21 protein-coding genes and 1 pseudogene are annotated in these 22200 nt (G+C 63.6%); 8 read left to right on the forward strand and 14 right to left on the reverse strand.

All coding sequences use genetic code 11. The annotated features are described in order from the left end of the window. Positions 1-42: 42 nt before the first annotated feature. The 7 genes from WN982_RS32675 to ftrA form a co-directional block, all read right to left on the reverse strand. On the reverse strand, positions 43-1212 hold the full coding sequence (locus tag WN982_RS32675) for an ABC transporter ATP-binding protein (RefSeq protein ID WP_341319488.1): 1170 nt from the start codon (positions 1210-1212) through the stop codon (positions 43-45). A 30-nt stretch (positions 1213-1242) separates the two neighbouring features. Then, positions 1243-2160 (reverse strand): carbohydrate ABC transporter permease, encoded by a 918-nt coding sequence (locus tag WN982_RS32680; RefSeq protein WP_341316161.1) that lies wholly within the window; start codon positions 2158-2160, stop codon positions 1243-1245. Continuing rightward, positions 2160-3101 (reverse strand): sugar ABC transporter permease, encoded by a 942-nt coding sequence (locus WN982_RS32685; RefSeq protein WP_341316162.1) that lies wholly within the window; start codon positions 3099-3101, stop codon positions 2160-2162. Before WN982_RS32685 ends, WN982_RS32680 begins: the two co-directional genes overlap by 1 nt. A gap of 8 nt (positions 3102-3109) precedes the next feature. Next, positions 3110-4348 (reverse strand): ABC transporter substrate-binding protein, encoded by a 1239-nt coding sequence (locus tag WN982_RS32690; RefSeq protein ID WP_341316163.1) that lies wholly within the window; start codon positions 4346-4348, stop codon positions 3110-3112. 78 nt (positions 4349-4426) lie between these two features. Then, positions 4427-5830 carry a GH1 family beta-glucosidase gene (locus WN982_RS32695; RefSeq protein WP_341316164.1) on the reverse strand — a complete coding sequence of 468 codons (1404 nt, stop codon included), beginning with the start codon at positions 5828-5830 and terminating at the stop codon, positions 4427-4429. Between the two features lie 220 nt (positions 5831-6050). Further along, positions 6051-7265 carry a DUF2252 domain-containing protein gene (locus WN982_RS32700; protein WP_341316165.1) on the reverse strand — a complete coding sequence of 405 codons (1215 nt, stop codon included), beginning with the start codon at positions 7263-7265 and terminating at the stop codon, positions 6051-6053. Positions 7266-7461: 196 nt separating this feature from the next. Beyond that, positions 7462-8418: a transcriptional regulator FtrA gene (gene ftrA, locus WN982_RS32705; RefSeq protein WP_341316166.1), complete on the reverse strand. Its 957-nt coding sequence runs from the start codon at positions 8416-8418 to the stop codon at positions 7462-7464. Between the two features lie 106 nt (positions 8419-8524). Between ftrA and WN982_RS32710 the strand changes: the two genes are divergently transcribed. Continuing rightward, the gene (locus WN982_RS32710) at positions 8525-8920 is read left to right on the forward strand and encodes a rhodanese-like domain-containing protein (protein WP_341316167.1); all 396 of its coding nucleotides are present in this window, start codon (positions 8525-8527) and stop codon (positions 8918-8920) included. Positions 8921-9237: 317 nt separating this feature from the next. Continuing rightward, the gene (locus tag WN982_RS32715) at positions 9238-9579 is read left to right on the forward strand and encodes a hypothetical protein (protein WP_341316168.1); all 342 of its coding nucleotides are present in this window, start codon (positions 9238-9240) and stop codon (positions 9577-9579) included. Between the two features lie 113 nt (positions 9580-9692). On the opposite strand, the gene WN982_RS32720 is transcribed toward WN982_RS32715, so the two are convergent. The 5 genes from WN982_RS32720 to dapA form a co-directional block, all read right to left on the reverse strand. Next, positions 9693-10124, reverse strand: coding sequence for a polymer-forming cytoskeletal protein (locus WN982_RS32720; RefSeq protein WP_341316169.1), 432 nt, complete (start codon positions 10122-10124; stop codon positions 9693-9695). Between the two features lie 79 nt (positions 10125-10203). Further along, positions 10204-10635, reverse strand: coding sequence for a hypothetical protein (locus WN982_RS32725; protein WP_341316170.1), 432 nt, complete (start codon positions 10633-10635; stop codon positions 10204-10206). Then, the gene (locus tag WN982_RS32730) at positions 10628-11596 is read right to left on the reverse strand and encodes a M23 family metallopeptidase (RefSeq protein ID WP_341316171.1); all 969 of its coding nucleotides are present in this window, start codon (positions 11594-11596) and stop codon (positions 10628-10630) included. Before WN982_RS32730 ends, WN982_RS32725 begins: the two co-directional genes overlap by 8 nt. Before the next feature lie 168 nt (positions 11597-11764). Next, positions 11765-11899, reverse strand: coding sequence for a hypothetical protein (locus tag WN982_RS32735; RefSeq protein WP_341316172.1), 135 nt, complete (start codon positions 11897-11899; stop codon positions 11765-11767). 8 nt (positions 11900-11907) lie between these two features. After that, the gene (gene dapA, locus WN982_RS32740; RefSeq protein WP_341316173.1) at positions 11908-12858 is read right to left on the reverse strand and encodes a 4-hydroxy-tetrahydrodipicolinate synthase; all 951 of its coding nucleotides are present in this window, start codon (positions 12856-12858) and stop codon (positions 11908-11910) included. A gap of 390 nt (positions 12859-13248) precedes the next feature. Between dapA and WN982_RS32745 the strand changes: the two genes are divergently transcribed. Then, positions 13249-14541 carry an aspartate carbamoyltransferase gene (locus tag WN982_RS32745; RefSeq protein WP_341316174.1) on the forward strand — a complete coding sequence of 431 codons (1293 nt, stop codon included), beginning with the start codon at positions 13249-13251 and terminating at the stop codon, positions 14539-14541. 88 nt (positions 14542-14629) lie between these two features. On the opposite strand, the gene WN982_RS32750 is transcribed toward WN982_RS32745, so the two are convergent. Next, positions 14630-15718, reverse strand: coding sequence for a zinc-binding dehydrogenase (locus WN982_RS32750; protein WP_341316175.1), 1089 nt, complete (start codon positions 15716-15718; stop codon positions 14630-14632). Between the two features lie 90 nt (positions 15719-15808). On the opposite strand from WN982_RS32750, the gene WN982_RS32755 reads away from it, so the two are divergent. From WN982_RS32755 to WN982_RS32775, 5 genes and pseudogenes are all read left to right on the forward strand, one after another. Next, on the forward strand, positions 15809-16720 hold the full coding sequence (locus tag WN982_RS32755) for a LysR family transcriptional regulator (RefSeq protein ID WP_341316176.1): 912 nt from the start codon (positions 15809-15811) through the stop codon (positions 16718-16720). 147 nt (positions 16721-16867) lie between these two features. Then, entirely contained in the window at positions 16868-19117 is a 2250-nt protein-coding gene (locus tag WN982_RS32760) for a TonB-dependent siderophore receptor (RefSeq protein ID WP_341319489.1), read from the forward strand. 11 nt (positions 19118-19128) lie between these two features. Beyond that, positions 19129-19893, forward strand: coding sequence for a tetratricopeptide repeat protein (locus WN982_RS32765; protein WP_341316177.1), 765 nt, complete (start codon positions 19129-19131; stop codon positions 19891-19893). Continuing rightward, positions 19890-20573, forward strand: a complete 684-nt coding sequence (locus WN982_RS32770; RefSeq protein WP_341316178.1) for a Fe2+-dependent dioxygenase — start codon at positions 19890-19892, stop codon at positions 20571-20573. Before WN982_RS32765 ends, WN982_RS32770 begins: the two co-directional genes overlap by 4 nt. Positions 20574-20749: 176 nt before the next feature. Further along, positions 20750-21445, forward strand: a pseudogene (locus WN982_RS32775) (molybdopterin cofactor-binding domain-containing protein); the annotation flags it as partial. 35 nt (positions 21446-21480) lie between these two features. Here WN982_RS32775 and WN982_RS32780 read toward each other — a convergent pair. After that, entirely contained in the window at positions 21481-22050 is a 570-nt protein-coding gene (locus WN982_RS32780) for a cysteine hydrolase family protein (protein WP_341316179.1), read from the reverse strand. Positions 22051-22200 lie beyond the last annotated feature (150 nt).

The raw sequence follows: 22200 nt of genomic DNA on the forward strand, positions 1-22200 counted from the left end.
CAAACCATGTTGTTTAACCGACGTCGCATGCCGTCGCCGTCGCTATAGACGTGCCCCGCCCGCTTCGTCGAACAACGAAATATGTGCGCAGTCGATTGAAAATGCCGATACGTCGCCTACCGCCACCGGCGTCTTCGTCTGATCAATCGACGCGATTTGTTCTCCATGATAGTCGAGCCAAATGACACGGTGGTTGCCCATCGGCTCAACCAGCGAAACCTTGGCGGATTCGCGCGCGCTCACGTTCAGGCCCGCGCGCACGCTAACATCGCCTACGCGCACGTCGCCCAGGCGCACCTCCTCGGCCCGCACGCCGAGCACACACGGCAGCCGATCCGCAGGCACGCCTTTGAATGGGTACTGCGACACGTCGAGCCGCAAATGCGCCGTGTAAAAGTATAGCGAGCCATCGCGCCGCTCCAGTGTGCCCTTGAGCACATTCATCGCGGGCGAGCCCAGAAACGTCGCGACGAACAGATTGTTGGGCCGCGCGTAGACTTCGGCCGGCGTGCCGAACTGCTGGATGACGCCGCCGCGCATCACCGCCATGCGCGTGGCGAGCGTCATCGCTTCAACCTGATCGTGAGTCACGTAGATCATCGTCGCACCGAGACGCTGGTGCAGTTGCTTGAGTTCGCGGCGCAGTTCGGTGCGTAACTTGGCGTCGAGATTCGATAGCGGTTCGTCGAACAGAAACACGTCGGCTTCGCGCACGATCGCGCGGCCGATCGCCACGCGTTGCCGTTGTCCGCCCGACAGTTGCGCCGGTTTGCGCTTGAGCAGCGGCCCGAGTTGCAGCATGTCGGACGCACGCGCCACGCGCCGCTCGATTTCCGCCTTCGGCGTGCCGTTGATGCGCAACGCGAACGACAGATTGCGCTCGACGTTCATGGTCGGATACAACGCGTACGACTGAAACACCAGCGCGATACGGCGGTCTTTTGGATCGGCCCACGTCATGTCCTCGCCGGCGATCTCGATGCTGCCATCGGTGACGTCGATCAAGCCCGCGATGCTGTGCAGCAAGGTGGATTTTCCGCAACCGGACGGGCCGAGCAGCACGACGAACTCGCCGGCCCGCACGTCGAGATCGAGATTCTCGATCACGGTGTTGGCGCCCAGCTGGATCGTCAGATTGCGTACCGACACATTGGCCGCGTTGGCCGGGTTCGCCACATTCACCGCGTCAGCAGTATCAGCTGTAGCGGCCATGTTCGCCACGCTTGCCAGATTGGTCATGCCCTATCCTTTGACGGCGCCCGATGCAATGCCGCGCACAAACCAGCGGCCCGAAATGAAGTAGATCGCAAGCGGCACCAGCGAGGTCAGAATGGTCGCCGCCATATTGACGTTATAGAGCCGCTCGCCGGTCGTGGTATTGATGATGTTGTTCAGTTGCACCGTCATTGGCAGGTTTTTTGTGCCGGCGAACACGAGGCCGAGAATGAAGTCGTTCCAGATCCCCGTCACCTGCATGATGATCGCCACGACGATGATCGGCGTCGACATCGGCAGCATCAGTTGCACGAAGATACGCCAGAAACCGCCGCCGTCGATGCGCGCCGCCTTGAACAGCTCCTGCGGAATCGACGCGTAGTAGTTGCGAAACAGCAGCGTCATCACCGGCATGCCGAAGATCGTGTGAATCACCACGATGCCCGGCAGCGAACTGAACAGATGCACGCTAGCAAGCACACGCACCAGCGGATAGACCATCACCTGCACCGGAATGAAGGCGCCCATCAGCAGCACGCCGAATAGCAGACCGGCGCCGCGCGGGCGCCAGAACGACAACGCATAACCGTTCACCGCGCCGATCAGGATCGACAGCACCGTGCTCGGCACGACAATCCGCACCGAATTCCAGAAGCCGACCTGGATGCCGTTGCAATCGAGCCCCGTGCATGCGGATTGCCACGCGGCACGCCATGCATCGAGCGTGAAATGCGCGGGAAACGCGAGCAGATTGCCGAGGCGAATCTCGCTCATCGGCTTCACCGACGTGACGAGCATCACATACAGCGGCAGCAGGAAGAACAGCGCGGCTGTCAGCAGAAACGCGTAGACGCCCAGGCGTGCCGGCGTGAATTTCGTGCGGCGCCGGCGCGGACGTTCTGCATGTGCCGAAGGTGCTTTTAGCGGAGAAGCGCTCGCGTTCATCAGACGTCCTTGCGCAACGCGGCGCGGCTGCGGGCATAGAAGAACGGCGTGAGAATCGCCAATACCGTCACCAGCAACACGATCGACGCGGCGGACGCGAGACCGATGTTGGCGCGCCCGAACAGATAGTCCATGATGAATTTCGCCGGCACCTCGCTGGCCGTGCCGGGTCCGCCTTGCGTCATCGCGACCACGGCGTCGTAGAGCTTCACGACCATCACGAACAGCAGCACGAAGGCGGTGGACATCGAGGGCCCCAGCATCGGTACGACAATGCTTGCATACACGCGCCAACGCGGAATGCCGTCGATGCGCGCGGCTTTCCACAGTTCGTCGTCGATACCGCGCAAGCCCGCCAGCAGCAGCGCCATCACGAGCCCCGACGCCTGCCACACTGTCGCGATGACGACGGTGTAGATCACCCAGTCCTGGTCGACGATCCAGTCGAAGCGCGCGTGCACGAAGCCGAGCTTGCGCAACACGGTCTGCGCGCCGAGTTCCGGATTGAGAATCCACTGCCAGACCAAACCAGTCGCGACAAACGACATCGCATACGGATAGAGAAACACCGTGCGTAGCGCGCCCTCCGCCACCACGCGCTGATCGATGAAAATCGCCAGCAGCAAACCGATCACCATGCACGCCACGATAAAGCACGCGCCGCAAATCACGATGTTTTGCAGCGACAACAGCCAGCGGTCATTATGAAAGAGCCGCGCATATTGCGTGAGCCCCGCGAAATCGCCGGAAGGAAAGGTGCGCGAATTGCTGAGCGACACGCGCGCGGTCCAGACCATCGTGCCGAGATACGCGAACACGACGGTCAGGACCATCGGCAGCAACGCCACCCACGCCGCCAGCGGTAATCGTTTTTTCAGCGGCTTCTTCTGCGGCTCTTTCAGTTGCCTGGATCGGGCGGCTTGCAGCTTGAGCGCGTGCATCGCGGCGCCTAGCTTTTCAGCGCGCTGGCAAACGCCTTCTGCGCATCGTCGACCGACTGGTTCTTGTTCCAGAAGTTCGTGATGACGTCGATCAACGCGCCCTGCGTGTCAGGCGAGAGCAACATTTCCGGATTCGGCAACTGACGCGACTTGTCCTTCATGATCGCAATGCCCTCCTTCGCGCAGATGTCGAGACTGCTGGCATCCACATCGGGACGAATCGGAATCGAGCCTTTTTTCGCGCTGAATGCGACCTGCGCGGACGGCGAGGTCATCACCGTGGCAAGCAGATTTTGCGCCTTGATCGCGGTGGCGTTGTCGGTTTTCGGGAACACGAACACGTCGCCCGCTACCAGATACGGCGAATGCGGACCGAAACCCGGGAAGCAGCCGAAGTCTTTACCGGCACTCTGATTGGCTGCCGAGAACTCGCCCTTGGCCCAGTCGCCCATGATCTGCACGCCCGCCTTGCCGGAAATCACCAGCGCAGTAGCATCATTCCAGTTGCGGCCCGGCGAACCCGCATCGACGAAATCGTGCAGGCGCTTGAACGACGCGAGCACCTTCCTGAACGCATCCGACTTGACCGCGTTCATATCGCGATCGCGATACACCTTCAGATAAAGATCGGGACCGCCGACATCGGCGAACACCGCGTCGAAGGTGATTTTTTCCTGCCACGGCTGGCCGCCGAACGCGAGCGGTGTCACGCCCGCGGCTTTCAGTTTGGTGAGGTCGGCGACGAATTCGTCGAAGCTCTTCGGTTCGGCGGCAATGCCGGCCTTCTGGAACACCGGCTTTGAGTAGAAGAACCATGCCGGCATGTGGATATCGACCGGCGCGGCATAGTAATGCCCCTTTACCTTGATGCTGTCGATGATCGATTGTGGAAACACGCCGTTCCAGTTCTCTTTCGCGGCGACATCGTCGACGTTGTTCAGCAGGCCCTGGTCGATCAGGTCGTGAAACTGCCTGGACGTATTGAATTGCGCGGCCGTGGGTGGATCGCCGCCCACGATACGGTTGATCGCCGTGGAACGCGCCTGATCGGCGCCGGCCACCGCGTTATCGACCCACTGGCCGCCGGCCTTGTTATACGCATCGGCGAACTGGCGGATCGCGGCCGATTCGCCGCCGGACGTCCACCAGTGAATCACGTTGGCCTTCAAGGGCTCCGCATGCGCGACGACGCCATACAACGCCAGTGCCGCAACGACACTCGCCACGGCCATTTTTTTGCTGTTCATTCCGTCTCCTCCAGGCTTGATGCCCGTGTTTCAGGTCGACATACAAACCAGCTCACACCGTATTAAACCCTTGCCGCATTACATCCTTGCTTTACGCTCCTTCAGAAATTTAGCCACCAGCTCCGCACTGCGTTTGACCGTACGCTGTTGCGTGCCGTAGTCGACGTGCACCACGCCGAAACGCCGCTCATAACCGAACGCCCACTCGAAGTTGTCCATCAGCGACCAGAGGAAATAGCCGCGAATATCGACACCCGCCTTGATCGCGCCATCCACGGCGGCGAGATGGCGCTTCAGGAACGAGATTCGCTGCGTATCGTCGACGCGGCCGTCGATCACCTTATCATCCGACGCCATGCCGTTTTCGGTAATGTAGATCGGCGGCAAGTTCTTATACGTGCCATTGAAACCGACCAACAGATCGCGCAAGCCGTCGGGATAAACCTCCCAGCCCATCTGCGTGCGTTCGACGCCTTCGAGCGGCACGTCCCTGAAACCGTGCGCGCCGTCGCTCGCGACGTTGGTGCGGAAGTAATAGTTGATGCCGAGGAAATCCAGCGGCGCTGAAATCGTCTGCATGTCGCCGTCCAGCATCAGCGGCTCGGTGCCCGGCCATAGTTCGAACAGGTCTTGCGGGTAGGCGCCCTTGAGCAGCGGATCGAGAATCCACGCATTGTGCTGGACCTCGAATAAATGCGCCGCGCGGCGATCCGCTGCGCTGTCCGTATTCGCCGTACCGCGGCCAATATTCGCGACGATACCCTTTTGCGAAGCCGGATCGTTGCCGCGCAACACTGGAAGCGCGAGACCATGCGCGAGCAGCAGATGATGCATCGCCTGGGTCGCGAAGCGATCGTCGGCGAGACCGGGCGCGTGATGCCCGTTGCCGTAGCCCAGGTAGGCCGAGCACCACGGCTCGTTGAGCGTGGCCCATGCGTCGACCATGCCGGCCAGTTCGCCGCTCATCAGATCGGCGTAGTCGGCGAAGCGATACGCGGTATCGCGGTTGAGCCAGCCGCCGCGATCTTCCAGATGCTGCGGCAAATCCCAGTGATACAGCGTCGCGAAAGTCGTGATGCCCTTCTCTTTCAGCCGGTTCAACAGGCGCTTGTAAAAGTCGAGTCCTTTGCGATTCGGCGCGCCTGCTGCGTCCATCACGCGCGGCCAGGCGATCGAGAGCCGATAGCCTTCGAGGCCGAGTCCCGCCAGCATGTCGACGTCCGCCTCCCAACGATGGTAGTGATCGCATGCAACCGTGCCGGTGTCGCCGGCCAGCACCTTGCCGGGAATCGCCGAGAAGGTGTCCCAGATCGACGGCACGCGGCCATCTTCATTCACCGCGCCTTCGATCTGGTAAGAAGCCGTGGCCGCGCCAAGCAGGAAGTTCTTGCGCCACAGCGACGAGTCGGCAGGCGGTGTAAAGGGATCGGAGAGCGAGTGGTGGGATGCAGCGTCGGAAACAGCGGATGTGTCGTTTGCCACGGATTCTCCTGCGCTGAGGTCGTTGAACCGGGTGCGGCGGAAGCTCGGGTGGAAGCGCTTCCACAAGGCCAGCGAACGATAGCAGTGGCGAATTCAACGCAGCAATCAGGGTTTGTCTGGATGGGTCGCTGGCATGCGCGGCGCACGATGCACCGCGCATCGAGAGAAAGTTGGAACAACGAGCCAATGGCGCTCGGTCAAGCGCCAGGCCTGGTGAATCTCACGGCTTGGCCGGCACATCGAACGCGCCGCGATCGTAGGCATCGCAATACGCTTTCCAGTCGGCCGCGACCTGCGCTTCGCATTGCACCGCGATTTCGATCAACGGCAACTGCCAGTCGCGGCGAGCGCCGAACGCGATCAGCTCGTCGGCGATCGAAGACCCTTGCCGTCCGCCGCTGCGCAGATGCGCCCACGCGCTCAACTCCGCCATGCTGTTGACCACCTCTTCGAGGCGCGGCAGCTTGCCGTCCCAGTCGTTCAACGCCACACGGTCTTCCGACGGCTGCAAACTGCGCAGCACATACGAGCGCTGATTGAATTCCACGGCATGCAAAAACGCCTGCGAGACCGCTTGATTGCGCCGTTGAATCTCGACCACGCGCTGCGCTTCGGTCTGCCACTTCGGCTGCGGCGTGCGCACATGCGGCAGCACCGACGAAGGCAGCGCCTCTTTCAGATCGATCAGATAGTTGCCGTCCGGCGAGCCTTTACCTTCGACGAGAATCACATACCGGTCGACGCCGAGACTACCGGTGCCGGCGATGCGCCGCGCCACGTCGATGATGCGGTAAAAGTCCGGATTGGGCTCGCTAGCGGCGAACGTGTTCATGAACGCAGTGACTGCGGCGCGCGCCTTGTCGCTGACCGGCAGCGCTTTCTTGCCGTCCACTTTCAGCGCGCGGGTCTTGCCTTTGAGCGTGGTGCGCCGGTCCAGATGCGCGGCGCGCGAGCGGCTTGCCAGCGCGTCGAACAGATCGCGCACCATGCCGACCGAGGTTTCCGCTTCGATCCAGCGCGATTTGCCGAAGACCAACGCCTCGCTGTACGCGTCGAGCGCGGTGTGGCAAAGCGCGAGCGCCTCCGCGCGGCTGAGCTTGAGATCGGCCGAGCCGACCAGCACGCTCGTCAGGAGGCGTACCAGTTCGTACAGACTCGGCGCGAGGCACGCCTCGTCGAAGTCGTTGTTATCGAAGTAGATGAGGCGGTTGTCGCCCTTGTAGCTGCCGAAGTTTTCCAGATGCATGTCGCCGCAGATCCAGACCGGCGGCGCAGCGTCGAGCATCTTGTCGCGCGGCAGACGCTGATAAAACAGATGGCACGTGCCGCGCAGAAACACGAACGGCGAACTGCGCATGAGCTTGTATTTCATCGCGAGCCGTTCGGGGTCGCGACCGGCGTTGAAGCTGGCGATAGTCTGTGCGATATCGAGCATGGGGGTTCCCTTTCAGTCCGAGCTCAGTGCCGGTTCAGCACGAGCCCTTGGTGCTCGCGCTCAGTGCGCTCGAATCGAATCCGCAAGCGCGTGGAGATTTTGCGGCTTCACGCGAATCACGCCGCCGCATGAAACATGCGGCAACGCTGCATCATAAGCGACGCGGCGGGGGTGGGCTCAGGAGCCCGTCATCGCATCAAACCGCCCCAAACTTCTTCCGGTATGCGCCCGGGCTCGTCAACGCGATACGCCGGAAATGCCGGCGCAAAGATTCTTCCGAACCGAAGCCCGCCAGCTCCGCGACTCGCGCCATCGGCAGCGGCGTGGGTGCTTCGAGCAACTCGCGGGCAATCGCCACACGTTCGCGCACCAGCCATTCGTATGGCGCCATGCCGGTGGCGTCGTGAAATTGCCGTTGCAGCGTACGCGGACTCATCGCCGCCCGCTCGGCGAGCGAGCATAACGTGTGCGGCAAAGCAGGATGCCTACGCACCCAATCCATCAGCTTCGCCAGACGGCCGCTTTCGTCCTGCGGCATCGGACGCGGCACGAACTGCGCCTGGCCGCCCTCGCGATGCGGCGGCACCACGAGCCGCTGCGCGACGCGATTCGCCACGGTGCTGCCATGATCGCGCCGCACCAGATGCAGCAGCATGTCGAGTCCCGCTGCCGATCCCGCCGAGGTGATGATCCGCCCTTCGTCGACATACAGCGCGTCCGGCTGCACGCGAAGCTGCGGGTAACGCTGCTGCAATTTCCCGGCATAACGCCAGTGCGTGGTGACCGTCTTGCCGTCGAGCACGCCTGCTGCCGCCAGCACGAACACGCCGGAGCAGATCGAACAGAGCCGCGCGCCGCGTTCGTAGGCGGCGCGAATTTTCTTCAGCAGCGCTTCAGGCGGCAGCTCGTCCGCGTCGCGCCAGCCGGGTACCACGATTGTGTCCGCACGCTCCAGCAGCTTCAGCGTATATGGCGCGGCGACCGTGATACCGCCTGCCGCGCGAATCGGGCCGGACTCGCTCGCGCAAACCGCGAAGCGATACCAGTCCACGCCGAGTTCCGGACGTTCGAGTGCGAACAACTCGGTCACGCAGCCGAATTCGAAAGTGCAAAGCCGGTCATAAACCAGCGCGACGACGAGATGGTTATGCATGGCGCGATGTTACCGGAGATTGACGATTACGCCACTTATCCGGCGCGCGGTTCATCGCGACAATGAAGGCTCACTACACGTCATTGCACTTACCGGGACCCACACCATGTCGACCAGCAACCCCGTCACCGCCATCCCCGCCGCCGACAGCGCCGCCGCGCTCGCCCACTTCCAGGCATCGCTGCAATTCGAAACCGACTGCTCGGATGTCTCCGCGGCGCTCGCCAGCGGCTCGCCCGGCTTCGTGCTGCTCGACGTGCGCAGCCCCGCGCTGTTCGCGCAGGGCCATGTGCCCGGCGCGCTCAACCTGCCGCACGGCAAGATCGTCGCTTCGAAGCTCGCGGAGTATCCACAAGACACATTGTTCGTCACCTACTGCGCCGGTCCGCACTGCAACGGCGCCGCGCGCGGCGCGTTGCGTCTCGCGCAACTGGGGCGCCCGGTCAAGCTGATGATCGGCGGCATCACGGGCTGGCTGGATGAAGGGCTCGAACTCGCGTAAGTCACAGCCACGCGATAAACAGTCGATTCAAACAACTGACTATGACAAACATGATGGAAATCAACTAAATAAACGCCGCCAACGGTCGATAACAAGTCCAGCCGCTTCCCTTTCGCGGTTGGACTTAACATGCAGAGCTCATACAATTTTTGGCTGGTGGCGATATCGTTCGTCGTCGCCACGCTGGCGTCCGACACGGCGCTCGACCCGACTGGGCGCATCTTCCTGCTGGCCTCGCCGCGTCAGCGCCATGCATGGCGGCTGGGCGGCGCCGACGCCTTCGTCCGCATCTCGGGGCGGCGCGCTTGCTCGTGGCGGTGGGCAGCTGCATCGCCATGCTCAATGCGACGGTGCCGCTCATGCTCGTGTTGCTCAACCGCGCCAACCTGTCGCTGCTGCTCGGCAACCCGCACACCACCTCGTCGCTTTACGCGGTGGTGTGCGCGGGCGACCTGCTACTGACCGTCGGCCTGATCGTGCTGGCCTTGCAGCATCTGATCGTCGAGCGGAACATGCTCGCCACGCTCGACCAGGGCGCGTTGCAACACCTCGCCGGATTGCGTGAAGCGCGTGGACTGCGCGAGCCGCGGCTGCCGCGGTTCGACGCAATCGGCAATGACAAGCCCGTGCAATGTCAATCGCTACCGGGGCCGGTTTGATACGTGCGTAGCGACGTGCGTAGCGGCGTGCGTAGCGACGTGCGCAGCGACGGGCGCCGATTGCAAACCCAGGCGCCGCTTGCTGAGTCGTTCGCCGGACCGACGGCGGGCGGCTAGCCGGCCTTGAGGTCCTGACGCCCGGCATCGGCGACCGACACGAGAATCGGCGCCGCCTGCGCACCTTCACGCTTGCTCAGCTTGCCGTCCACCGACGCGCCGCAATCCATCCGCAATTGCTGGTAGTAGATGTTGCCGGTCACATGGGCATTGCTCTGCAACTCGACAAAGTGATCGGCGATCACGTCGCCGACGATCCTGCCATTGACCACCACGTCATAGCCGTGCACGTTGCCTTCGATCGAGCCGCGGTCGCTCAGCACCAGCAGCGTCTGGCTGCCCGGCTCGCCGCTGACATTGCCCTTCACGTGGCCGTCCATGCGCAGACCGTCGCTGAACTGGAGATGGCCGGTCACGCGCACGTCGTGCGCGATCAGGGTGGCGAGCTTGGTCTGCTGGATGCCCGCGGTTTTTTTCTTGCTGAACATAAAGATCTCCTGGACATAAAGATGTTCGTCGCGTGATGCTGTCCGGGCGACGGGCCGGGGGTCGTTTTCTGCTTGCTGCTTACTGCTTACTGCTGTGCGTAGGTGGCGGTGCTGTTTGCACTGGTTGTGCTGGTTGCGCCGGCGGCCTGGTCTTGCTCTGGCCGCGCAGGAACTGCAATTCGGCGGTTAGCCGGGCGACCTCGGCGGCGGCGCTGTCGGCGGTTTTCTGCACCGCGCCGCGCGCCGCCGATTCCTGCGCGAGTGCGAGCCGCGTGCGCGCGAGTTCTGCCTGTAAGCTGCCTTCCGGGACTGGCACTACCGTGCATTGCTCCGCCAGCGCGGCGCCGCGCTGCATGTGCCAGGCCACCGTGGCCGCCACGCCCGCCGCAGCGCTGAGCACGCAAACAACGACCCACACAGCCACGCGAAGACCAGGCGACCGCGCCGGCTGCAACGTATACGAGCGGCGCGTCAGACTGCCCGCAGTGCGGGAGAAACGCGGTTCAGCCATGAGGATCGGGCGCGAAAAGCGCGAGATAGCCAGCCGGATCGACAGGCGAGCCGTTCACCAGCACCTCGAAATGCAGATGCGGACCGGTCGAGCGGCCGGTCGACCCGACATCGGCGACATGCTGTCGCGGCAGCACCAGTTCGCCGACATGCACGACGATGCGCGACGCGTGGCCGTAGCGAGTCACGAGTCCGTTGCCGTGATCGACTTCGACCGCATTGCCGTAGCCCGATTTCTCGCCGGCGAAGATCACTCGGCCGCCCGCCGCCGCGAGAATCGGCGTGCCGGTTCTCGCGACCAGATCGATGCCGGGATGAAAACTCAAACGCTGCGTGAATGGATCGGTGCGGTTGCCGAACGGCGAGCCGAAGCGCGCGCCGTCGGCGGGCATGCGGCCGGGGAACGCGGCGTAAGCGATCGCGTGGTCGGCGGTCTGCTGTTCGAGCGCGGACAGCGTCGAAGAGATGCAATCCAGCTGTTGCTGCGTGCTCTGCGCATTGGCTTGACCGGCGCGTTGCGGCGCCGGCTCGGCGCAGCGCCGCGGCGGCAACGAGGGGCCGCCCTCGCCTTCGCTGTCGGTGGCGGAAGTGTCGGGGTCGGCGGGAACACTGGGCGCGGCCGGTGCGCGCGGCGCCGGCTTCGGCGTTTTCAGACGCGCTTCGAAATCGCGCAATGCACCGACCTGCATGGTCAAACGCGCGATGCGCGGTTCGATTTGCGCCAGCGATGCGTTCAGCTTGCCGAGTTGGTCGATCGCATAATCGCGCTCCACGCGGTTCGCCGCCCGTTCGCCGGAGACATCCTGCGCCGGCCAGTGCATGCCGATCGCGATGCCCGCGGCAAGCGCCAGCGCTGCCGTGCCGAACGCGGAGGCGGTCGAGATCGTCAGCGCGGTACGGCGCGTGACGAAGCTCACCGAGCCGCTGCTGAGCTGACTGCCGGCGCGAAACAGGGACGCCATCAGCGGCTCCCAGCGCGTGGTGCGCCAGGTCGCGTGCGGGCGGCGCGGCACACCATCGAACAGGACAGGACAGCGGCGAACGGAACTAACTGCATGCGGCGTGCACCGGCTACATACCGGTGGCGATCGTGGACAAGGGCGCCAATTATCGCCTGGCATCACGAAGCATCATCTCAAATACAGGGCGTCTCGCGGGATGCGCAGCGCGGCGCGCTTGCCAGTACGAATCTCGCCGCGACGCGCGCCGGCGACCGCGCCAGCCTTGGCCTTGACGCCGACGCCGGCGTTGACGTCCGCGTGCAAAAGCGCGCCTAGGCCGATACGGCGTTCGAACGCGGCTCAAGCCCACCGTGCCCATCAAACCTTTCCAGTCCCTCAAGCCCTTCCAGCGCCTTGAGCCGTTCGACGAGCGCATCGCTCGCGCGCGTCATCGGCATGCGCAGTTCATCACGCATCAGGCCCTGAGCCGCCAGAAGTGCCTTCACCGGCCCCGGATTCGGTTCGGCAAACAACGCCTGGATCAGCGGCGCGAGCGTGAGAAAAATGCGCCGTCCTTCTTCAAGCCGGCCCGCAGCGAGTGCGCGATACAACGCGACAAACCGTTCGGGCCGCAGATGCGCCGACGCCGCGATCGCGCCACTGCCACCGAGACACAAGGTGTTGAAGATATTGATGTCTTCGCCGGTGAGCACCTGCAAGCGGCCGTCGCGAATCAGCGCGAGCGTGGTGTCGAGCGAACCGGCGCAATCCTTCACCGCCTGAATCCGCGGATGCGCGGCGAGCGTCAGCAGCGTCTCGAGTTCGAGTCGCACGCCGGTTCGATAGGGAATGTCGTACAGCACGACCGGCTTTTCGCTGGCATCGGCAAGCGTCGTGAAATGGCCGACGATACCCGCTTGCGAAGGCCGGATGTAGTACGGCGCGGCCATCAGCACGCCGGCTATCGGCAGCCGGTTCAGTTGCACGATGCGCTCGCGCATGCTCGCCGTGTGATTGCCGGATACGCCGACCAGCACCGGCAGCGGTTCTGCATCCGCTGCGCTGTTGGCGACGGTTCGAGCTTCATCGAGAATCGTCGCGAGCACGGCGTCCTGTTCGGCGGCGTCGAGCGCGGCCGGTTCGCCAGTCGTGCCGAGCGCGACCAGACCGGCCACGCCTGCGTCGGCGTAACGGCGCACCAGCGCTCGCAGCGCGGCGTGATCGACCTCGCCGTCGGCGAACGGTGTGATGAGCGGAACCCAGATACCCGAAAAAATAGACATGTCTTTACCTCGAATGCGACCGTATCGATTCCGTACAGCGTGCGAGGGAGGAAAGACAGGAAATGCCGAAGGCGGGCGTTGACCGGCTGTTCCGTCGCACATCTGACGGAACAGCGTGCTCCGGTCAGATGAGCGGCTGTTTTTTGGCTTTGGCGCTAACGTTCACGCAACCCGCGTGCGCAATCACGACGACGTTCGCAAGAACGGGACGTGCGGTGCGTGACGAGCGGAGTCGGAGCGTTTGGCCGGTATGCATGAAGCGCAGTGTAACCGGCTTGGGCGCAACTTGACAAAGCCCATCGCAAAATTGCTTGACTTCTGCGCCGGGCAAACTAATATACGCACTGCGTACATAAACCAGTACGAAATCTACTCTCGACAGGTGAGCGCATGAGCGTCCCGCAACAAGCCTTCCTACGCGATGCGATGCGTCGCCTGAACATGACCCGCGACACCTTCGCCAGCCGCATCGGCGTCTCGCGACGGGCACTCGACACGTGGCTGCTGCCGGACGATTCGCAGGAATCGCGAGCCATGCCGGAGATCGTCGAGCGTTTCGTGTCGGAAATCGTCGTGCACGGCGAGCCGGGAGAGAAGCATACGCAAAGCGTAGACTCGCAGTCGCTGGCGAGCCAGATGCTGTTCGAGGGCAAGCCGCAACTGCTGTCGGTCGACCAGTTCTCGCGCGATTCGGTCGAGGCGCTCTTTCGCGTCGCCGACATCATGCAGCCGATCGCGCGGCGCCGGAAAATCTCCCGCGTGCTCGAAGGCGCGGTGCTCGGCAATCTGTTTTTCGAAGCCAGTACACGAACACGCGTCAGCTTCGGCGCGGCGTTCTGCCGGCTCGGCGGCTCGGTGTGCGACACCACCGGCTTCACGTTTTCGTCGATGGCCAAGGGCGAGTCGATCTACGACACCAGCCGCGTGATGAGCGGCTACGTGGATGCGCTGGTGATCCGCCATCCGGAGCAAGGCTCGGTGGCTGAATTCGCGCGCGCGACCAATGTGCCGGTGATCAACGGCGGCGACGGTCCCGGCGAACATCCGAGCCAGGCGCTGCTCGACCTGTACACGATCCAGCGCGAGTTCTCGCGGCTGGGCAAGATCGTCGACGGTGCGCACATCGCGCTGGTCGGCGACCTGAAATACGGACGCACCGTGCATTCGCTGGTCAAGCTGCTGGCGCTGTATCGCGGCATCAAATTCACGCTGATCTCGCCGCCGATGCTCGAAATGCCGGGCTACATCATCGAGCAGATCTCACGCAACGGCCATGTGATCGAGCAGACCCACGATCTCACCGCCGGCCTGCGCGGCGCGGACGTGGTGTACGCCACACGCATCCAGAAAGAGCGCTTCACCGACGAATCGTTCGAAGGCTATACGCCGGACTTCCAGATCAATCAGGCGCTGGTGGATAGCGTGTGCGGCAGCGACACCTTGATCATGCATCCGCTGCCGCGCGACAGCCGGCCCGGTGCGAACGATCTGAGCGTCGATCTGAATCATGATTCGCGGCTGGCGATTTTCCGGCAAACCGATAACGGCATTCCGGTGCGAATGGCGATTTTCGCGGTGCTGCTGGGCGTGGAAAAGCTGGTCCAGCATTCGATGCGCGACGCCGCGTGGCGCCCGCCCGCCTATCTCGGCCCAGACGACGCGGTGTTTCACGGCATCGATTGATCGATCGGGATTCAGTCGATGCAAAACGGCCTTGCTGTTGATCAGCAAGGCCGTTTTTTTATGCTGCCGCAATGGAACCGCTGCGCGCTCAACCCCACGCTTGCGGCGACTTGCCCTCCACCACCGTGCACTGCAAGCCCGACATGCGGCCGGCTGCGTCGATCGCCGCATCCAGTTCGGCAAACGGATACGACTTCAACTCGACTGCATCGAGCGCGATCTGCCCCGACGTCACCAGCGAAACCAGCGCGAGATAGTCGGCGCGCGTGTACATGAAGTGGCCGATCAATTCCCAGCTGTTCAGCAACATCTCGCTGTACGGAATCGGCAAATCCACCCGCATGCTGCCCATCAGCACCAGCCGCCCGCCGCGGCGCAGGCTGCGTAATGCCGCGAGGGTCGCGTTCGCGTCGGTGGCCTGGCCGACCATGTCGAACGCGAGATCCGCGCCGCCACCGCTTGCGTCGCGGATCGCCTTCACGTCTTGCGCGGCGTCGCCCGTCAGGACGACCGGCACCACGCGTCCGCGCCCCTGCTCGGCCAGTGCTTGCAGCGGTTCCAGACGACGGCCGAGCGCGACGACTTTGCTCGCGCCGAGCGCCAGCGCCGCCAGCACGGCCGCCGAGCCGAAGTAACCGCCGGCGCCATTTACCACCACCGTTTCGCCAGCCGCCAGACGGCCGCGCCGCAAGCCGCCGAACGGCACCGCGAATTTGGCAAGGACAGCAAGGCGAGCGGCTTCGATATCCTCCAGACCGTCGAGCGCGATCAGCGTCGACGCTGGGAATTCCGCCGCCTCGCGCAAGGTGCCGTGCGGAAACTCCGCCAGCAAGACGCCACTGTCGGCGCTGACGGCGGTCAACCCCAGCAGCGCTTGTGCCGGCTCGCGCACCGTTTCGTCGGCGACCCAGTACGGATTCACGGCGACCCGTTGTCCGACGCGAAACGCCACCACGCCCTCGCCGACCGCGACGATCCGGCCCACGCCGTTGGTGCCGGGTGAGAACGGTCCCGGCGGACACGCATACGGCAACTTCCCTTCGACATAGTCCCGCGTGTAACTCAGCAACGGCACCGCCTCCATCCGCACCAGCACTGCACTGCGGCGCGGCTGCGGTTGCGCGACGTCGCGCAGTGCCAGCGGCTTGCCGGGTTCGTCGAGCATCCAGGCTTTCATCTTGCGGCTCCCTCAGTTCGTTTGGGTGGTTGAACTGTAGATGCAAGGTACGTATTCTAGAAATCAATTACCCGTATGCGACCCATCAATATGATTGATCTCCGTGGTATCGACCTGAACCTGCTGGTGTCGCTCGACGCGTTGCTCGCCGAATCGAACGTCACGCGCGCGGCCGAGCGGCTGCATCTGACGCAACCGGCCGTCTCGACGCAACTCGCGCGTTTGCGGCAGATTTTCGGCGACCCGCTACTGCTTCCCGCCGAAACCGGCCGCGGCATGACGCGCAGCGCACGGGCGCTGGAGTTGATGGAGCCGCTGCACGCGGCGTTGAAGAATCTCGAAGCGGTGGTACGCCATCAACCGGCCTTCGATCCGTGGATCGATACGCGGCGCTTCGTGATTTCCGCACACGACAACGCCACCGCCGTGCTGGGCATGCGGCTAATGGAGCGCTTGCCGACGTTGGCGGGGCCTGGTGTGCGGGTTGCATTTGTGATCGGCGAGCAGCCGGTGGCCGCGGCGCGGCTCGAAAGCGGCGAAGTCGACCTGCTGCTCGGTTCCGACCGGATGATTCCGCCGTCGATGAAAGCGCGCAAGCTGTTCGACGAGCACTTCCTGTTCGTGCAGCGCAAGGGCCACCCGCGCGGCACCGCGCCGCTCGATCTCGACACTTACTGCGCGCTCGATCACGTGCTGGTGTCCACCAGCGGCGGCAGCTTCCACGGCTTCATGGACGAGCATCTCGACGCGCTCGGCCGCGAACGGCGCGTCGCGCTGTCGGTCCAGCATTTCACGCTGGTGCCCGAGTTGCTGTCGAAAACCGATTACGTTTCGACGTTGCCGTCGCGCTTCGCCGCGCGTTATCTCGATCGGCTCGACGCTTTCGCGCTGCCGTTCGAAGCGCGCGGCTTCACGTTGTATGCGGGTTGGCATCCGCGCAACCAGGCTGATCCGGCGCTCGTGTGGTTGCGCGACACGCTGGCGGAGCTGGCCGAACTGTAATAATTCAAAACCATTTTGTTGAGAACGCTTCTCAATTACAAAAATATTGCATAGAATGCGCTTCGCAAGACTTTTGTAATAAACATGAAATATCCGGGCAAGGATGTCGATACCTGCCCGGTCATCAGACTCATGACGGGAAGAAAGATGAAGTTGCGGTCCGACGAGCCGAAGCTCGGCAAAATCAGCACGACGCTGTGCAGCATGTTGGCTGCCGGCCCCGCCCTCGCACAGGGCACCGCCGGCACGCCGCCGCCCGACAAGGAAGGCCAGCTCGCGCCGATCGCCGTGCAGGGCCAGGCGGACGACGGCTTCAAGACCGACCATTCGGCGTCGGTCAAATTCACCGCGCCGTTGATCGATACGCCGAAATCGGTGACCGTCATTCCGCAGGAGTTGATCCAGAGCACCGGCGCCGCGACGCTGACCGAAGCCCTGCGCACGGTGCCGGGCATCACCTTCGGCGCCGGCGAAGGCGGCAATCCGCTCGGCGACCGGCCGTTCATCCGCGGCTACGACGCGCAGGGCAGCACGTTCGTCGACGGCTTGCGCGACATCGGCGCGACCACCCGTGAAGTGTTCAACATCGAAAGCGTCGAAGTGACCAAGGGTTCCGACGGCGCGTACGGTGGCCGAGGCGGCGCGGGCGGCAGCATCAATCTGATCACCAAGACCCCGCATCTCGGCAACTCCGCCGCCGGCAGCGCGGGCCTCGGCACTGACCGCTACCGCCGCTTCACCGCCGACGGCAACTGGCAGATGGCCGACCACGCCGCATTCCGCCTGAACGTGATGAGCCACAACAACGACGTCGCCGGCCGCGACGCGGTCAACAACGAACGCTGGGGCATCGCGCCGTCGTTCACGTACGGTCTCGGCACGCCGACTCGCGTGACGGCCAGCTACTACCACCTGTCGACCGACGATTTGCCCGACAGCGGCATTCCGTACTTCTACACGACCACCAACAAGCCGGCCAACGTCGACACGATCTATCCGGCCAACGTGGACCGCCACAATTTTTACGGCCTGATCGACCGTGACTTCCGCAAGACGACCTCGGACGTCGGCACGGTGCGCATCGAGCACGACATCAACAGCAACCTGACGATCCGCAACACCATGCGTTATACGAAGTCCACTCAGGACTACATCTGGACCCAGCCGGACGACAGCCAGGGCAACGTCGTCAACGGCATGGTGTGGCGCCGCACGAATACGCGTGCGAGCGACGTCTACAGCCTCGCGAACCAGACCGAACTGTTCGGCGAGTTCAAGACGGGCTTCATGAAGCACAGCTTCACCACCGGCCTCGAACTGTCGCGCGAAACCAGCGTGAACGATTCGTACAACGTGGCGGCGGCGAGCGGCGCGATCTGCAAGACCAAGGGTATCGGCGCGGCGTCGGGCTATAACTGCACGAGCCTGTGGTCGCCGAATCCGAACGACCCGTGGGCCGGATCGGTTAGCCAGGCGAACGATCCGAGCGAGCAGCGCACGGTCACCAAATCGCTATATGCGTTCGATACGATCGAATTCACCAGGCGCTGGCAAGCCAACGTTGGTTTGCGCGTCGACGATTATTCGACGGATTTCCGCAATACGGTCGCCAACGGCGGCAAGCGCACCTCGCGCGACGACACGCTGTTCAACTACCAGTTCGGCCTCGTCTTCAAACCGGCGTCGAACGGCAGCATCTATGCGTCGATTGCGACCTCGTCGACGCCGGCCGGCGCGCTGCTCGGCCAGGGCAGCGAAACGCAATCGCTGACACCGGGCCGCGGCGGCGTCGGTGCGAACGCCGATCAACTCGCGCCGGAAAAAAACCGCAGCTACGAAATCGGCACCAAGTGGAATGTGCTGAACAACCACCTGTCGCTGACGGGCGCGCTGTTCCAGATCGACACGACGAACGCGCGCGTCACGCTGCCGAACAACGAATACGCGATGGTAGGCAACAAGCGCGTACAGGGTTTCGAATTCGGCGTGGCCGGCCAGCTGACCAGCAAGTGGCAGGTGTTCGGCGGCTACACGTATATGAAGAGCGAGTTGCGCGACAACGGCAAAACCACCTCGGACAACGGCCACCAGTTCCCGAACACGCCGAAGAACAGCATCAGCCTGTGGACCCACTACGACGTGCTGCCGAAGTTCACGATCGGCGGTGGCGCGTTCTATATGTCGCAGGTGTACGGCGACACGGCGAATCTGCGCGCGGTGCCGTCGTACTGGCGCTTCGACGGCATGGCGACGTACCGGATCAACAAGAAGGTCGATCTGCAACTGAACGTGCAGAACATCTTCAACCGGACGTATTACGACCAGGCGTATCCGGCGCACTACGCGTCGATCGCTCCGGGACGTTCCGCGTTCCTGACGCTCAACGCGCGCTACTAAGTCACGGCCAGATGGAACACGTGACGTTGAAGGCGCTGGCTAGCGTGTCGCATGACGAGCTTGCCACGATTCTCTCCGGGCCGCCGGCCAAAGCGGCCGCATGGGTGGCGGCGGCCGCGCATAACGGCATTGTCGAGGCGCAGGCCGTGTATGGGCAGTATCTCCTCGACGGCCACGGTGTCGAACGCAACGCGGGGGAAGCGCTGACGTGGTTCAGGCACGCGGCGCGACGGGATCATCCGATGGCGATGAACATGCTGGGCCGCTGCTACGAACACGGCTGGGGAATCGCAGCATGCGCGCCGGTGGCCGTCTACTGGTACCGGCTCGCGGCACAGGCGGGGCTCGACTGGGGCATGTACAACTACGCGTCGGCGCTCGCGCTCGGCAACGGTATCGAGTGCGATCGCGCGCAGGCGTTGCAGTGGTTCCGGCGCGCCGCCGATCTGGGTCACGTGAAGTCGATCAATTTTATCGGCAGCTTTTACGAGGATGGTTGGGAAGTCGATGCGGACACAAGCATCGCGTTCGACTATTACCGGCGTGCGGCACAAGGCGGCGACTTTCGCGGTCAATTCAACTATGCGCGGCTCCTCGCCGAGCGCGGCGAGATCGATGCCGCGCTCGGGTGGTTGCGGCGCGTGCCGCATACGGCGACCGCGGCGTTCGTCGCGAAGATGCAGGCGTGGCTCGCCGCTTCGCCGGTGACTGCATTTCGCGCGTTGGCGGAGGACGTACGCGCTGCAATGAACCTGACGCAGGAGTCGCGCGCATGATGCTGCATCTTCAGGCTCTGCTCAGCAAACAGCAGGTCGCGCAATGCCGTGAAGTGCTCGACGCGGCGCAATGGATCGACGGCAATGCGACCTCCGGCGAACAGTCGGCGCAGGCCAAGCGCAACCAGCAGTTGCCCGAAGGATCGCCGGCCGCGCGCGCGGTGGGCGACGCGATTCAGGACGCGCTCGGCCGCCATCCGCGCTTCTTTTCCGCCGCGCTGCCGCTCAAGGTGTTTCCGCCGCTCTTTAACCGCTATGCGGGCGGCGACGGTTTCGGCACCCATGTCGACAACGCGATCCGTCAACTGCGCGGGACCGACTTCCGCATTCGCAGCGATCTGTCGGCCACGCTGTTTCTCGCCGAGCCCGACACCTACGACGGCGGCGAACTTTCCATCGAAGATACCTACGGCGTGCATCGCGCAAAGCTGCCCGCCGGCGACATGGTGCTCTACCCCGCTTCGAGCCTGCATCACGTGAGTCCGGTGACGCGCGGTGTACGAGTCGCGTCGTTCTTCTGGATTCAGAGCATGGTGCGAGACGACGGCGAGCGCGCGCTGCTGTTTCAACTCGACAACGACGTGCAGCGCCTTGCCGCCGAGAAAGGTTCAAACGATTCGACGGTGGTCAGTCTCACCGGCATTTATCACAATCTGCTGCGCCGCTGGGCCGACGCCTGAAGCGGCGGACTACTCATCTCGCGCAAAACAGTCTTTCTTTTTGCACCCAGAAAGACGGCCCTCCAGCATATTTACTTTCCAGTTCGTTAAGCGCAACGTCCGTTGTTGACACGCGCCGCTACGGTACGGGTTGCTCTTCCCCGCTTTAACCTGACTCTTCGCGGACTCGCTGCTGACTCGCTGTCACGTTGAAGATGGACCCGCTCGCGCTGCGCATGAAGAACTACGCCGATGCCGATCCGCAAGAAAACAAGCCGTGGTCAAGCAAGGCCTTGCGCGAGTGCTATCGGCTCGGTGCCGAGAAATTCGGCTGATCGCGGCGTACGCCCGCACCGCGTTCGATGCGCAACGGCAGCACGCTGATCGGCATGGGTATGGCGAGCGCGACCTATCCGGCCAATCGCAGCGAAGCCTCGGCCATCGCGCGGATTCTGCCGGACGGCACCGCGATGGTCGCCTCCGGCACGCAGGACCTCGGCACGATCCGCGTGCCGCGCGTGGTCGGCGTGTATGACGTGGGGCGCGTGCTGAATCAGAAAACCGCGCGCACTCAACTTATGGGCGGCATCGTGTGGGGCGTGGGCGCGGCGTTGCAGGAAGAGACCTCGCTCGATGTGCGCTATGGGCGCTTCACCAACGCGAATCTCGCTGAGTATCACGTGCCGGTGAATGCCGATATCGGCTCGCTCGATATCACCTTCCTCGATCAGCCCGATCCATATATCAACTCGCTCGGCGTACGCGGGATCGGCGAGATCGGCATCACGGGCGTGCCGGCGGCGATCGCGAATGCGGTGTATCACGCGACCGGTGTGCGCGTGCGCGATCTGCCGGTGACGCTCGATAAGGTGATGGGCACGGTGCGGGTGTGAGGTGGGCCTGCTCTGTGGGCCCGTTGTGTGGCCAGTTAAGCGCCGGCCGCGCGGTTCATGATCTCAGCCGTCGTGGCGATCTCCGCGTAGTCCGCCGCGAGATTGGCAAGCGAGAGCGCATGCACGTCTTCGGCCGCCCACATGCGGCCGTTCAGGTCGTGCATGTCGAACGTGAAGGCCGCGTCGCTTGCCACTAGCGTCTTGAAGCCAAGGTTGCCAGCCGTGCGCGCGGTTGATTCAACCGAATTGTTCGTGATGACACCCGCAATCACCACTTCGGCGATCTGCCGCACCCGCAGCCAACGTTCGAGTGCGGTCGCGATGAACGCATCCGGCACGTTCTTTTCGACAACATGCTCGTAACCGTTCGGCGCGAACGCCGCCTGAAACTCGACGCCGCTCTGCCCCGGCCAGAACACCGATTCCGGCTCGCGGGAAATGTGGCGCACGTGGACGATCGGCCGCGCGGTCTCGCGCCAACGTGCGAGCAAGGCCGCGAGATTACGCTCGGCGTCCGGGTTGTTGCGGCGGCCGAGCTTCGGATGCTGAATGCCTTTTTGCAGATCGATCAGGATCAGCGCGGCGTTGTCGTCGAGGCGCTTCATGGCGAGGAAGGTCCGCTTTGATGTGAGGTAAGCGGCTCATTGTACGAGCACGGGCACGCATAGCGGCACACCTTAGCCGATGCATTGGCGCTTGCCTGCAACTGCGTTGCATCGCACAATCGTCCTCATCCCTTCTACCGGTGCCCGCCC

It is taken from the genome of Paraburkholderia sp. IMGN_8, assembly GCF_038050405.1.
In the GTDB taxonomy this organism is placed as follows: Bacteria; Pseudomonadota; Gammaproteobacteria; order Burkholderiales; family Burkholderiaceae; genus Paraburkholderia.